Here is a 14,260-nt window from a genome sequence, read left to right on the forward strand (position 1 = left end):
GTGGGCGAGGGCAAGAAGTCCATGGCATATGCGCTGGCGTATCGCGCCGCCGACCGCACGCTTACCAGCGAAGAGGTCGAGAAGGCTCACGCCAAGCTGGTCAAGAAAGTGTGCGCCGCCACCGGCGCCGAGGTGCGCGGATAGGCCGCTTCATCGTTCCAGCAGATGATGGAAGATGAAGGCGCTTGCTCTGTTACGATTGAGCTTGGCAGATGGCCGATACCTGCAGCTGTTCCGCTAACCCGCAACGTCGAATCTTGCTTATAAGCAAACGAATTGGATGAAAGAAAGCCCGCTTCGGCGGGCTTTCTGTTTGTGGGGACCCCTTTAGGGGCGTCTTCATGTTGACAGTGCAAAACATGGAACCGAATTGGCAAAATAATTGAGTATGTTATCCAGTTTTGCGTAAGTTTGTTGAGCGCCGGCAGTTTTGACGAGTATGTAATCCGATCAATTGCCTTTCTTCACGAAGAACTTCTCAAAGTGATAATGGTGCTCTCCATTTTCCCAGGTCACATTTCTTTCGAGTTAAGAAAGTGGAAGCTCCCTCGCACTGTCAGACTCTGTAGCCTTTTGAGACGGCAAGAAATGGATTACATACTCACTAAAACTACCAAGACGTCTGAATGCTGCAGCAATTTGGGTTACATACTCGGCAAAACTGTCCTGCGGACGATTGTCCATGCTATTCGGCTCGGCGAGCTCTCGATGCGCCGAAATCCTTACGCGCGCGTTTGCTGCATCAGGCAGCTTGCCATGTGAAGGCGTGCGAGCACGTCGGCCTCGGTCATGCCCTGGTAGCGCGCCACCTGCTCGATCACGAACGCGGCATTGCGTTTGAGGAAGTCGTCGGCAGCGACCGACGGCACGGCGGCGCGCCCTTCCTTCTCGCGCGCGAAGCGGTAGGCGATAAGTCCCAGCGTGCCGGAGGTGAAGTACTCGATGACCTCGCGCGTGGGCTCGGGAAGCTCCGCCTGGCCGGGCACGAGCAACGCGGTCCACATACCCACGATGGCGCGCTTCGCTCCCTCGGCGACCAGGTCGAGGCCTCCACGATCCATGATGAGCGAGAGGCGATAGAGATCGTTGGACTCGCTCAGGCGCTGCGACGGCGCATCCTCGATGCTGCAGGCGAGCGCGAAGATCATGCCGGGGATATCGCGCTCCACCAGAAGCTCGCGCTCGATGGCTTCCTGCAAAAGGGCGTCCAGACCATCGAAGTGGTAGTAGAATGTGCCGCGATTGCATTGGGCCTGCTCGACCACCATGCCGATGGTGATCTCGCTCAAGCGGTTCTCCTCGAGCAGCGTCCAGAACCCGTCGATGATGCGTTGGCGCGCCTCGACGGTAGTGGCATCTTTCTTCGGCCTCGCCATTATGCCTCCTCGGGTTGTGCCTGGGCGCCTTCGTTGCCCGCAAGCGCGTTCATCACCAGCATCTGCAGGCGGTTCTCCACGTTGGCGAAGCTCACGTCGGGGTCGTAGTCAAGCGGCAGAATCTGCGCGTCGGGGTACATCTCCTTGAGGCGCTTGGCCACGCCGCGCCCGCACACGTGGTTGGGCAGGCACCCAAACGGCTGCAGGATCAGGAACGTGCGGCAGCCGTGCTCCGCGTGATGCAGAATCTCGCCGGGAATCAGCACGCCCTCGCCCGCGTCGAACGTGTGGTGCATGATGGGGTCGCTTGCCACCACGAGCTCGTCCATGCGCACGGCGGGCGTATACAGCGGGTGGCGGCATGCAATCTTGTCGCACATGCTGTGCGCGATGTCGAACACCTTGTTGGCGATGGCGTTCCACGCCTTCTGCTGGAAGGGCAGGGTCACGTGGAACTCTTTGGCCTGGGCGTCTTTGTAGAAGTACGTCTTGCGGATGACGTCGGTCATGCGCGCCTCGATGATCTCGAGGCCGTTCTTCTCCAGGTATTCCTCCACGTCGTGGTTGGCGCCGGGGTGGAAGTTCAGCAGGTATTCGCCCACGATGAGCACCGTGGGGCGCGGGTTGGAGCGGTCGTAGCGAACCTGGCGCATGCGCTCGATGCCGCGCGAGAAGCCCGCACGAGCGCCGCGCAGGCCGCCCGAGTCCAAGCCGCCGATCAATTCGTCCATTGCGTACTCGAACGCTGCGTCGGAGGCGCCGGGGTCGAGCTCGTAGGGGCGCATCTTGCGCACGAGCTCCTCCAGCACGTCGATCATGGGCAGGCATCCCGCGATGCAGATGGCGGTGTAGGCGTTCATCTTGAAACCGGGGTGCTGATTGTGGGTGTCGGTGTCATCGTTGGTGATGATGGGCACCTGGGCGTATCCCGCGTCGTCGAGCGCCTTGCGCAAAAGCGCCGCGTAATGCGTGAGGCGACAGTCGCCCACGTATTTGCCCGTGGCGACGGCAACGTGGTCGAGGTCGTACTTGCCGCTTTCCAGCTCGGCCAGCGCCTCGCCGATCACGATCTGCGCCGGGAAGCAGATGTCGTTGTGCACGTATTTCTTGCCCAGACGGATGGCCTCCTCACGGCCGATGGGCAGCGGCACCGTGCGGATGCCCTGCTTGGCGAACGCGTTCGCCATCAGGCGGCTGAACGCGTGCGAGGTGTTGGGCACCAGCACCACCTTGTCGGCGCGGTCGGCCTCGGTGAATTTGACAGGGTAGGGGTCGGCCAGCTCGTGGGTCTCATGCGTGGGGGCGCTCGCGGATGCGGAACCGGGCTCGTTGCCCGAGTGCGCGGCAGCGTCGGCCGCTGCGGTAGCTCGCCCGGCTTCGTCGGTTGCGGCGGCTCGCCCAGCTTTGTCATCTGCAGCAGCTTGTTCGGCTGCGCCGGCATCGCCCGCGCCGGCTTGGAGTGTCTCCTGCGTCTCCATCTCGCGGCGCATGTCAACCGTCTCCACGAAGGAGCGCACGCGGATGCGTAGCGGGCCTTGGATGTCGCTCTCGTCCACCTTGAGGATGAGCGGCGTCTTGCCCGAGATCTCGCGCATGATGCGCACGATTTCGTCGGAGAGGTACGCGTCGTGGCCGCAGCCGAAGCTCACCAGCTGCACGAACTCCAGTTCGTCGCGCTGGGCGGCAAGCACGGAACAGCCCAGCATGCGGGCATGGTAGTTGTTCACGATGTCCAGGCGGCTGTTATGCAGGTCCACCTCGGTGGCGCCCGGAACGGCATCGGGCGGAAGCACCGGCAGGCCCATCTCGGCGAACATCTCGGGCAGCTCGTGGTTCACGAGCGAATCGTTGTGGTAGGGGCGGCTCGCCAGCACCACGGCATAGCGGCCGTGCGCCTTGGTGTCGGCGATGGCCTTGCCGCCGGCCTCGAGCAGCTGACCCTTGAACGATTTCTGCGCGGCGTCGGCCGCTTCGATCGCACGCTTGGTGAGTTCGGGCGCCACGCCGAACGTCTCCTGCATCCAGCCTACAAGCTGGCGCTCGCGGTCGGCGTCGGTGTACCAGTGGAACAGCGGGTCGTCGAACTCCACGCCAAAGCGGCGCTGCGGGTTGTCGGAGTTGCGAATCACCATGGGGTAGCCCTTCACCACGGCGCACATCGACTCGCTCGATTCCTGCATGTTCTCGGAGGGCACGGTGGTGATGATGGGCATGAAGATGCGATCCACGCCGGCGCGCGCAAGGTCGCGGATGTGCCCGTGCACAAGCTTGGCGGGGAAGCACACCGTGTCGGAGGTAACCGAGGGCAGGCCGCTCTCGAAGAGCGCACGCGTGCTTTCGCGCGAGAGCTTCACGCTAAAGCCGAGGCTCTTCCAGAAGGTGGTCCAAAACGGCATCGTATCCCAGAAGCTCAACACGCGCGGCAGGCCGATGGTGATGTCGCGCGGCTCGCACAGCCGGGGCGCATCGTAGTTAGCAAACAGCAGCTCGCGGCGCGTGTCGAAGAGGTTCGGGGCGCTGAAGCGCTGGTCCATGGCCGCCTTGGCGGCATCGCGCACGGCGGCATCTTTGGGGTCGCCGATCACCTCGCCGCGCGGGCAGCGGTTACCCGTGACCCATTGCGTGCCGTCGGAGAACGTGACCAGCGTGCGGTTGCAGTGGTTGGCGCAGAACGGACAGGGCAGGTTGGACTGCTGTGTGTAGAAGAAATCGTCCAGCGCGTGCAGGCCGATGAACGTGGTGGTGTAGGCGTCGGGGCCGCCGTTTTTCTCCACGAAGCGTTTGGTCAGAAGCGCAGCGCCGATGGCGCCCATGAGCCCGGGGAAGGGCGCGCGAATCACGTTCTTGCCAATGTAGAGCTCAAGCGCGCGCAGCACGGCATCGTTGTTGAAGGTGCCGCCCTGCACGATCACCTTGTCGCCCAGGATATCGGTGTTGGGGATGCGCACCACCTTGGTGAACACGTTTTCGATGATGGAGCGGCAGAGCCCCGCCATGATGTCCTCAGGCGTGCGGCCGTTGCGCTGCTCGCTCACGATGGAGCTGTTCATGAACACGGTGCAGCGGCTGCCCAGCTGCGCGGGCGATTGCGATTCGAACGCCGCCTGGGCAATCTCGCGCGTGGGGATGCCCAACGTTGAGGCGAAGTTCTCCAAAAAGCTGCCGCAGCCCGAAGAGCACGCTTCGTTGACCACGATATCCGAGATGATGCCGTCGTCGAGCCAGATGGCCTTCATGTCCTGCCCGCCGATGTCCAGGATGAAGCTGGCATCGGGCACGTAGGCGGTGGCGGCCGCGGCGTGGGCCACGGTTTCAACGGTGTGGTAATCGGCGTGGAGGGCCTGGCTGAACATGAGATCGCCGTAGCCGGTGGTGCCGCATGCGATGATGGTGAGCGTCACGCTGTGGGCGGCGTAGCGGTCGCGCATCTCGATGAGCGCGTCGCGCGCCACGTCGAGCGGCTGGCCCTCGTTGGGGGCGTAGAACTCGTCCACGAGCTCGCCGGCCTCGTTGATGAGGGCGAACTTGGTGGTGGTGCTGCCCGAGTCTATTCCCAAGTAACAGCGCAGCACATCGCCTGGCTGGGGCTTGGGCGCATGGGAACGTCTCTCCTTGGCGTGGCGCTCTTCGAACTCGGCGCGTTCGGCTGCGGAGGCGAACAGCGGCGCTGCGCCCGTGGTGCCGTCGCCCTGGGGGCGCTCGGCGAGGGTGGCCTTGGCCGCTTCGATGTCGATGGGCTGCGCGTCGGCGAACATGCCCGAGAGCGAGTACGCCGTGCCCAGGGCCACGATGGTCTCGGGGTGCTCGGGGTGGATGGCTTGCTCGTCGGTGAGGTTCAGACGTTCGCAGAACACGCGTACGAGCGTGGGGTTGAACGTGAGCGGTCCGCCCTCGAAGATGACGGGCGGCTCGATGTCGAGGCCCTGCGCCAGGCCGCCGATGGTCTGCTTGGCGATGGCGTGCAGCGATGAGAGCGCAATATCCTCGCGCGGCACGCCCTGGTTGAGCAGAGGCTGGATGTCGGTTTTGGCGTACACGCCGCAGCGGCCGGAAATGTCGTAGACCGCCTTGCCCTGGCTGGCGAGCGAATCGAACTCCTCGGTGGGTACCTTGAGCAGCGTGGCGATCTCGTCGATGAAGGCGCCGGTGCCGCCCGCGCAGCTGCCGTTCATGCGCATGTCGGCCACGTCGAGGCGCCCGGTTGCGGGGTCCTGGCGGAAGAACACCATCTTGGCGTCCTGGCCGCCCAGCTCGATGGCGCAGCGCGTTTGCGGGTAGAGCTTCTGCACGGCTACGGCGTTGGCTACCACCTCTTGGATGTAGGGAGCGCCAAGCGCCTGAGCGATGTGGGCCGAACCCGATCCGGTGACTGCGGCGCGTACGGTAGCGGTGGGGAAGGCGGAGCGCACCTCGTCCAGCACATGGGCGACGCTTTCAGCCTGGCGGGCATTGTGGCGTTTGTATCCCGAAGCCAGGCGCGCACCCGTGGCGGTATCGAGCACCACGTATTTGGTCGTGGTGGATCCGATGTCGATGCCAAGGTCGATGGAGGCAGGGGGTTGAGTACTCATGGAACTCCTCTAAGAACTATATGCATGCGCTCAGCGTGTGCCCGCAATAGGGGCATCGTGTCTGTATCAATTGGTTATTTGAACACTATGTTGCATTAATTGCAACAATAAAGCCAATTCGGATTCGGTGAACGACAAAAACCTTTTAAATACGCGCGCACGACAAAATGTGCGCGTGCGATACGAGAAGTTCGATGGCGGTGCATGGGGGAAAGAAGAGGGTGCACCCTGCATATAGCGCGGGCACTTGAATGCAGGGGATCCGGAGACACTTCATCCAACGTTTTTATGTAATCCCAGATGACAGGTACTCTATACATTGTATAGTAGAATATATACGGTGTATAATATGAGAGAAATCTTCAAAAGGCGCGACGTGGGCAGGACGTGGCCTGATTAGGTGCAAAAGGAGGGCGGCATCCGATGGGGCAACAAGAAGCTAAGCCGGGGCGGCAAGAATCTAAGCCGGCCAAGAACGCAACCCGGCGCGCGAAAGGCACGCTCACCAAAGAGGAAGTGGTGCGCGAAGCGATGCGCTTGATCGAGCAGGAGGGGGTAGATGCATGCTCGATGCGCAACGTGGCAACGCGCGTGGACGTGACCGCCATGGCGCTCTACTCATATGTTCCGTCGCGCGATGCTTTGCTCAATGAGGCGTGCGTTGCGTTCCTCTCCACGGTGGACGCGCGTCCGCGTCCGGGGGAGCGCTGGGATGACACGCTCATCCGCTGCATGCGCGCGCTCCGCAATGCATGCATGCAACATCCGCGCATCGCGGCGCTCACGAACGATCCCGCAGTGGGCGCGGGACTGGAGCCGTACCTGATGCGCCTTCGCGCGCTGTTCTTGGCGCAGGGCATGCCGGAGGAAATCGCTATCCAGCTGACCGTAGCGGCGGATGCATTCTTCGCGGGCTTCATGCTGCGCTCGGGGCAGCTGGTAGAGCGCGTGCATGACGGCGACGGCTCCCAGGCCGCTACGGGCCGCAAGGGGAGGGCCGGCACGGGCGATGCCTCGGCATCCACTCATTCGGCCGCGCCCGCCCATCCTGCCGATGCGTCCAATCGCCTGGCGGTTACCTCGCGCGTGCCAGGCATGCTCACCGGCCGCACCCATCAAGCGCCGCCGCCCGTTCCCAACGAGCATTGGCGTCGAACCACCGCCGCGGGCTATTCGGCATCCTCGTTCGAAAACGGGCTCCTCATCATCGCGGAGGGCTTGCGCGCTTGCCTCGACCCCTACCCGTGCGACTGGCGCACTCCGTAGGCGATACGTTTATCGACCGCGCTTGATGCGCGTGGAAAGGCGCGCGCCAGTCGCACCGGAGTGCCATGCGGGCTACCAGTGCTTGCGGAAGGCGCCGTCGCTGTCGAGGCGGCCAACCTCCTTGCCGTCCTTCATGACAACCTTGTCGCTTCCGAAGATCGCATCGCGCACTTCGTAGGTGTCGTCTCCGATGGAAACCCGTGTGCGGCCGCCGAAGCTGCTTTCATGCACGGTACCCATTTTGGCGCCATGCTTATCGCGCACGACGGTGGGGCTGAAGATGCCTGAGCGGTCCACCTCTGCAATCTTACGGCCGTATTTGTCGTTGACCTGTGTGTTGGGGTTGGAGTTGCCGCCCCAGAAGCTGCTGCCGCCTGAACCACTGCCCCAGAAGCTGCCACCGGCGTTGCTGCTTGCGCCGCTCCCAAAGCCGCTTGCGCCGCCAGGGTTGTAGTCTCCGTTGTAAACGTAGCTGCCGCCGACGTAGTCGGGTGAGTGCGCATCGTCGTAGGCAAAGTAGATTGCGGCGATGACGATGATGACCGCCACAACCGCGATGACCCCGGCGAACCTCCACAGCTCCACGATGTATTCCGCCCACGGGCTGTATGACGCCCTCTCGACGCATGCCGTCATAGTTTCGGGCAGGCTCGAGAAGTATCCGGTTTGCATCTCTGCCATAACGAACGCGTAGACGGCGAACCCCGCAGAGGCGGCAATCATGGCGTACGAGGCGAATTTGCCTAGGGAGTTAAGAGCGCCGTGCTTTCTCTCGGTTGCCTTGTGCCAGAATCCCACCACGCAATTGAGCGCGGTGCCCGCGATGAGCAAAACTGCAGCAACGGGCAACCCGACGCTCGATTTGAAAAGCGCACCCCAGAGAGCTCCGAAGAGGTCAAGCCGTTCCTCGCCTGCGTTGACGAGCGAGAAGACCGCGAAGAAAAGCATAACCGCAAGAATGACGAGCACGATTATCCTGACGACGGATCCGACTTTATCGATCAGCTTGGGAGCAACGCCAGACAGGTTCGATTCGACATGGTGGTTGTCGGTTTTGCCGCTGATCGCTTTCTCATCGGTTTCCTCGCGCTTCGATGCGCACCATGCGTGGAGCCGTTTCCACAGCGTGCTCACCACGAGCATCGCGAGCACGATCTGGGCGGCGCCGACTTCTACAAAATGCTGTGTCATGAGCATGGCGCGGGGCGCCCAGATATTCGCCGTATCGGAGGCGGCTGCGAGCGTGGACATGGATCCGTCCTCGAAGATTGCGTACCAGATCCAACCGAGCAAAGAAAGGGCGCTGAGCAAGCCAATGAACGCAAGAATGTACAGGAACACGCGCACGATGCGAACGACGGCACCGAGCCACCACAGCGCCTCGGTTTCTTCCATTCCCTTTGACCAATAGATGTAGAAGGAGTTGGCAATGCCGACGAGTATGAACAGGGCGGCGGTCTGCATCAGCCCGGTGTGGACGAACACTCCCCACGCGTCCGACAGAATCATGAAGGGGTCGAATGCCTGCGCGCCGTCGCTCTGTTGGCCTATCACGATATAGGCGAACACGACGCAAAACGCGTACAGCATGATCAGATAGCGCACGTGGCACACCGCACGCACGATGGGGTATACGCCCACGTTATGCGCGTTTTCCCACTGCTTGATAAAGAGCATGCTCGAGTTCTGGGCATCTTTCCACTGCTTGAGATACCAGTGGAGCACCAACCAAACGGCGATGGCAATCGCCGGAACGAAGACTCCGAAGCGCACGTATTCCGTCTCTCCGAGAGCGAAGAAAGAGATAACGCCGGCGATCGCGATGGGCGCTACGATGCGAATGGCGATAGCCTTCGCCCAGTCGCTTCCGGGCTCTGGAGCCTTCAGCTTCGGCTTGGGGTCTTTCGATTCCTTGCGTTTGAACAGGGAAGAGTCGTGCGACGTTTTCTTTTTGGAAGAACCGGAGGAAGGGTTCTCCTTTTTGGAATCGGAGGACGATGCCTCTTCGTCGGAGTTGGAAGGTGCATGGCTGTTGCTAGGTTTCTGATTTCTGCCCGTGCCCGAAAGGTGCTTGCTCACGGCTTTGGCGAAACTTCTTTTCGATTTTGCCTGCGGGGATTCATCTTGCGGGTCGTTGGCTATTATCTCGACAATCTTTTCTATTCCGTGCTCATCGTATACCTGCATCAGTTCGGTGATTCTTTCCGAATTGCTTTCGGCATTCTCGGAGATGGGCTTGCCCTCCTTCGCCTCCTCGTATCTTTTTAGGGTGCGCTTGACGCTCTCTCTTGTTTTGGCAACTTGCCAAGGGGAGTCCCACAATTCTTGCTGCAGCGTGTTAAGGGTGTCGATTGCGTCTTGCTGGTGAGGGGCTAAATTATCGGGGGGTTGGCGCGTTGGCATGGTATTCTCCTTCGCGGGGTGTTGCTGCGTGCTGCTTATTGTACTGCGATTTTTTGATGTCCGAGATGGTTTTGCGGCGAACCTCGGAGGGAAGTCCGCATGCCTTCCTGAATCTTTATCCGTGCGAATGGGAAACGCCCTAGGTTGTATCGCGGCAGCCTTTGGGACCCTCGTTGTCCTCGTGCATATCCCGTCATCATCCCGTTACCTTCGGCAACGCGCCGTTGGTTAATTGTTACCGCTCTGCAACCATTTTTGTTAAGGTTTTCTCTAGAATGGGCGCATGCTCGGCGGAAGGAACGTGGCCGGGCGCAGGCAGCTGCGGCATCGCAGGAAGCGATTTCGTTGCTTTGCGGAACACGCGTGCAGATAAGGAGGCACCACGATGAAGATGCGTCGCTCAACCCCCGTTTTGATCATGGCCCTCGCCCTTGCCATAGGAGGCGCCGCTTTGACCGGCTGCACTGCGCCGCAGAGCAACAACGACGAGGTGCTCGCCAAGCTCGATGAGATGCAGGCGCAGATTGATGAGCTCGAGGCCAACCAGAATTCTTCTGATGCGACCAATGACGCTGCTGCATCCGAGCCGTCTCAGTCGTCCGATGACGCTGCCAAGGCCGATGACGCCGCGAAGAACGAGGCGAGTTCGGCATCCGCCGACGAGTTCACGGCGCAGATGGACGATCTCGCCAAGCGCGTCGACGACGCCGCCGCAACCGCAGGTAAGGCGCAGGTTCCCTCGAACGCAGCGGATCGCACCCAGGCGTACTTCGATGCCAAGGCCCCGCTTGAGGAGCTCGATAACGAGCTAAGCCGCCTAGACGATGCCATCGAGGCCGCCTACGCTCAGGGGTCCATCACGCGCGAGGATGTGTTCGCGCTCGAGAAGCAGGAAGATGCCATCGACGAGGTGCTCGACCGCGCCGAGGACGATCTCGAGCTGCGCATGGGCGTGGACGACTAGCAAACCAACGCCTTTCTGGATGGCGGGCGCTTTCGCCAAACAACCTGTATATACCAAGCACGAGGGCCGTGGCATTCGCCGCGGCCCTTTTCGTAATGGCCCCGCAACGCCTAACGCGATGTCGTCTACTCAAACGTGAACAGGTGCAACGGCAAGGCAACGCATCGCCCTTCATAGAGTTGAAACCGTTTTGTCTCGCGCTTGAAACCTGTTCGCCTCACGCTTGAAACCAACTTGCCACACACGCGAAACCTCCTTTTGACGCTCTTGAAATCAGGCGGATACACGCCCCTAACGTGCGCGCCGTAACCTGTAATGCAAGCGCTTGGCCTCCCGGGGCGTAGGACGGGATGGCCAGGCGCGTTTTCTTCGCAAGAGAGGTGCGCATACGCGAATCTGCGCCGATGAGCATATGAAGAGGAGGCCGTCTATGGGTGACTGGCAGCAGGCGGGAAGTCCGCGAAGGGGCTTGCGCGAGGGCGAGGTACGCATCCCCTCCGGTTGCGCGATTGCCGCGATTATGGATCGCACGGGCACGCGCCACGACGGCAGCGACATCTGCCGCTCGATTGCGCTCATGCACGATCGCTCGAACGGCTTAGGCGGCGGCTTCGCGGCGTACGGCATCTATCCCGAGTACGCCGAGCTCTACGCGTTCCATATCCTTTACGAGAGCCACGAGGCGCGCATGGTCACCGAGTCGTACCTCAACGATCACTTCCTCTGTGAGAAGCAGGAGCGCATCCCCACCACGCCGGTGCGGTCCATCAAGAACCCGCCTGATTCGTGGCGCTATTTCCTCACGCCGCATCCCTCAAGGCATGACCTTGAATTCGGCGAGTTCGACGAGGCCGAATACACCATGCAGTGCGTGTTCCACATCAACGCGCGCATCGAGGGAGCCTTTGTGGCGTCGTCGGGCAAGAACATGGGTGCGTTCAAGGGCGTGGGTTATCCGGAAGAAATCGGCGAATATTACCGCATCGACGACTACAAGGCGTGGCTGTGGACGGCGCACGGGCGTTTTCCCACCAACACGCCCGGCTGGTGGGGCGGCGCGCACCCGTTCACGCTGCTCAACTGGTCCATCGTGCACAACGGCGAAATCTCCAGCTACGACACCAACCGACGCTACGTGGAGCAGTTCGGCTACGACTGCGCGCTGCAGACCGATACCGAGGTCATCACGTATCTGTTCGACCTGCTGGTGCGTCGCCACGGCTTCTCGCAGGAGATGGCGGCGCACATCATGGCCGCGCCCTCGTGGGACGCGATCGACCGCATGCCGCCCGAGCGCGCCGCGTTCGAGACGGCGCTGCGCTGCACCTATTCCGACTGCCTGGTCAACGGGCCGTTCTCCGTCATCCTGGGCTCCGAAGAAGGGCTGCTCGCGCTCAACGACCGCCTGAAGCTGCGCGCCCTCATGGTGGGCGAGAAGGGCTCCATGGTGTATCTGGCTAGCGAGCAGGCGTCCATCGAGCTCGTGTGCCCCGACGTGGAAAACGTGCGCTCCATCGAGGGCGGCGAGCCGTTCGTGGTGCAGCTTGACGAGGTGGCGCGCCGCAAGCAAAGGGCATCGTCTGAGAACGAGCCCGATTTGAAACCGACCGTCCAATTCACGGGCGTCATGCCCGCCGGAAACAAACGAGGGGAGGCGTAAGGGCCATGCTCGATTACGTGTATCCGCGCTACAAGGTGCTGCGCGATGCCGATCTATGTATCCAATGTGGCGTATGCGAGCGCTCGTGTTCGAACGAGGTGCATCATGTCGACGACGACCTTGGCCGGGTGACCGCCGACCACATGAAGTGCGTGAACTGCCAGCGCTGCGTGGTCATGTGTCCCACGCGTGCGCTTTCGATAACCAACTGGCCGCAGGTAGGCAACGGCTCCAACAACTGGACGCTGCCCGTCATGCAGGACATCGCCCGCCAGGCTCAGACCGGCGCGGTGCTGCTCTCCTCGATGGGCAATCCGCAGCCGTATCCCATCTACTGGGACCATCTGCTGCTCAACGCCAGCCAGGTGACCAACCCCTCGATCGACCCTCTGCGCGAGCCCATGGAAACGCGCGTGTTTCTGGGCGGCAGGCCGGCGGCGCTCAAGGTGAACGAGCGCGAGGGACGTGTGGTGTCGCCCATGCCGCCGCGCATCAAGCTCGACGTGCCCATCATGTTTTCGGCCATGAGCTTCGGATCAATCTCGATCAACGCGCAGAAGGCGCTCGCCATGGCCGCCACTGAGCTGGGGACGTATTTCAACTGCGGCGAAGGCGGCCTGCATGCGGAGCTTGAGCGCTTCGGCGAGCATGCCGTGGTGCAGGTGGCGTCGGGGCGCTTCGGCGTGGACATGCATTACCTGGAGACCGCCGCGATGATCGAGATCAAGATCGGCCAGGGCGCCAAGCCTGGCATCGGCGGGCATCTTCCCGGCGAGAAGATCAACGCCGAGGTGAGTCGCACGCGCATGATTCCCGAGGGAACTGATGCCATCAGCCCCGCGCCGCATCACGACATCTACTCCATCGAGGATTTGCGTCAGCTGATCTTCTCGCTCAAGGAGGCCACGCGCTACTCCAAGCCCGTGGCGGTCAAGGTGGCCGCGGTCCACAACGTGGCCGCCATCGCCAGCGGCATGGCGCGCGCCGGGGCCGACGTGATCGTGGTGGACGGCTTCCGCGGCGGCACGGGCGCGGCGCCCAAGCGGATCCGCGACAACGTGGGCATCCCCATCGAGCTCGCGCTGGCGAGCGTGGACCAGCGCCTGCGCGATGAGGGCATCCGCAGCCGTGTGAGCCTGGTGGCGGCCGGATCCATCCGCTCGTCGGCCGACGTGGTGCGCGCTATCGCCCTGGGCGCCGATGCGGTGTATTGCGCGTCGTCGGCGCTGATCGCGCTGGGGTGTCATCAGTGCCAGGACTGTGCGAGCGGCAAGTGCAACTGGGGCATCGCCACGCAGCGCGACGACCTCACGCGGCGCCTGAACCCCGAGATCGCCGCCGAGCGCGTGGTGAATCTGGTGCGCGCGTGGACGCATGAGATTAAGGAGATCATGGGCGGCATGGGCATCAACGCCATCGACAGCCTGCGCGGCAACCGCCTGATGCTGCGCGGCGTGGGGCTCAACGAGAAGGAGCTCGAGATTCTGGGCGTCAAATACGCAGGGGAGCAGTGAGGCTCATGAAGAAGATTTATGCGTTGGAGGACTGGTGCATCAACTGCAGGCGCTGCGAGGTGGCGTGCAAGGCGTTCCATTCCGTGTACAAGGATGCCGTGAAGGCATATCAGCTGAAGGATACGACGGCGTTCAACCGCGTACATGTGGAGGGCGGGCGCGAGCTTTCGATCGCGGTGAACTGCCGGCATTGCGCCAAGCCCAAGTGCGTCGAGGGGTGCATCTCGGGCGCCATGCAGAAAGACCCCGTGACCGGCGTGGTCACGTCGGATCCCGCGCGGTGCGTGGGCTGTCGCACCTGCGTGTCGATGTGCCCGTTCGGGTGCGTGAAGGTCGAGCCTGCGGGCATGTTGCCGGGCGGCCTTGGCGCGAAGCCCATCGCCATCAAATGCGACCTGTGCGGCGACGGGCATGGTCAGCCGGGCGAGCCGAGCTGCGTGGCTGCCTGCCCCAATCGCGCGCTCATCTATGTGGAAAGCGAGGTGCGTTGAGATGACCGAGCATGC

Annotated in this window: 9 protein-coding genes; 6 read left to right on the forward strand and 3 right to left on the reverse strand. The window is 62.3% G+C overall.

Annotated elements, in window-relative coordinates; all coding sequences use genetic code 11:
* The coding region (locus Q0J60_RS05050; protein WP_367178791.1) for a hypothetical protein at nt 1–144 on the forward strand (144 nt) is incomplete at its 5' end.
* 578 nt (nt 145–722) lie between these two features.
* Here Q0J60_RS05050 and Q0J60_RS05055 read toward each other — a convergent pair.
* A complete protein-coding gene (locus Q0J60_RS05055; protein ID WP_294439156.1) occupies nt 723–1,376 on the reverse strand; it encodes a TetR/AcrR family transcriptional regulator in 654 nt (217 codons plus the stop codon).
* Entirely contained in the window at nt 1,376–5,947 is a 4,572-nt protein-coding gene (locus tag Q0J60_RS05060) for an acyl-CoA dehydratase activase (protein WP_294439158.1), read from the reverse strand. Before Q0J60_RS05060 ends, Q0J60_RS05055 begins: the two co-directional genes overlap by 1 nt.
* A gap of 423 nt (nt 5,948–6,370) precedes the next feature.
* On the opposite strand from Q0J60_RS05060, the gene Q0J60_RS05065 reads away from it, so the two are divergent.
* Nucleotides 6,371–7,213: a TetR/AcrR family transcriptional regulator gene (locus Q0J60_RS05065; RefSeq protein ID WP_294439159.1), complete on the forward strand. Its 843-nt coding sequence runs from the start codon at nt 6,371–6,373 to the stop codon at nt 7,211–7,213.
* A gap of 72 nt (nt 7,214–7,285) precedes the next feature.
* Here Q0J60_RS05065 and Q0J60_RS05070 read toward each other — a convergent pair whose 3' ends face one another.
* Nucleotides 7,286–9,292 (reverse strand): hypothetical protein, encoded by a 2,007-nt coding sequence (locus Q0J60_RS05070; RefSeq protein ID WP_294439160.1) that lies wholly within the window; start codon nt 9,290–9,292, stop codon nt 7,286–7,288.
* A gap of 709 nt (nt 9,293–10,001) precedes the next feature.
* Between Q0J60_RS05070 and Q0J60_RS05075 the strand changes: the two genes are divergently transcribed.
* The 4 genes from Q0J60_RS05075 (at nt 10,002) to Q0J60_RS05090 (ending at nt 14,245) form a co-directional block, all read left to right on the forward strand.
* Complete coding sequence (locus Q0J60_RS05075; protein ID WP_294439161.1) at nt 10,002–10,580, forward strand: hypothetical protein; 579 nt, start codon at nt 10,002–10,004, stop codon at nt 10,578–10,580.
* Nucleotides 10,581–11,010: 430 nt separating this feature from the next.
* Complete coding sequence (locus tag Q0J60_RS05080; RefSeq protein WP_294439162.1) at nt 11,011–12,240, forward strand: glutamine amidotransferase family protein; 1,230 nt, start codon at nt 11,011–11,013, stop codon at nt 12,238–12,240.
* A 5-nt stretch (nt 12,241–12,245) separates the two neighbouring features.
* On the forward strand, nt 12,246–13,754 hold the full coding sequence (locus tag Q0J60_RS05085) for a glutamate synthase-related protein (RefSeq protein WP_294439164.1): 1,509 nt from the start codon (nt 12,246–12,248) through the stop codon (nt 13,752–13,754).
* A gap of 5 nt (nt 13,755–13,759) precedes the next feature.
* The gene (locus Q0J60_RS05090) at nt 13,760–14,245 is read left to right on the forward strand and encodes a 4Fe-4S dicluster domain-containing protein (RefSeq protein WP_294439166.1); all 486 of its coding nucleotides are present in this window, start codon (nt 13,760–13,762) and stop codon (nt 14,243–14,245) included.
* Nucleotides 14,246–14,260 lie beyond the last annotated feature (15 nt).

It is taken from the genome of uncultured Slackia sp. (genome assembly GCF_944321625.1).
Lineage (GTDB): Bacteria > Actinomycetota > Coriobacteriia > Coriobacteriales > Eggerthellaceae > Slackia.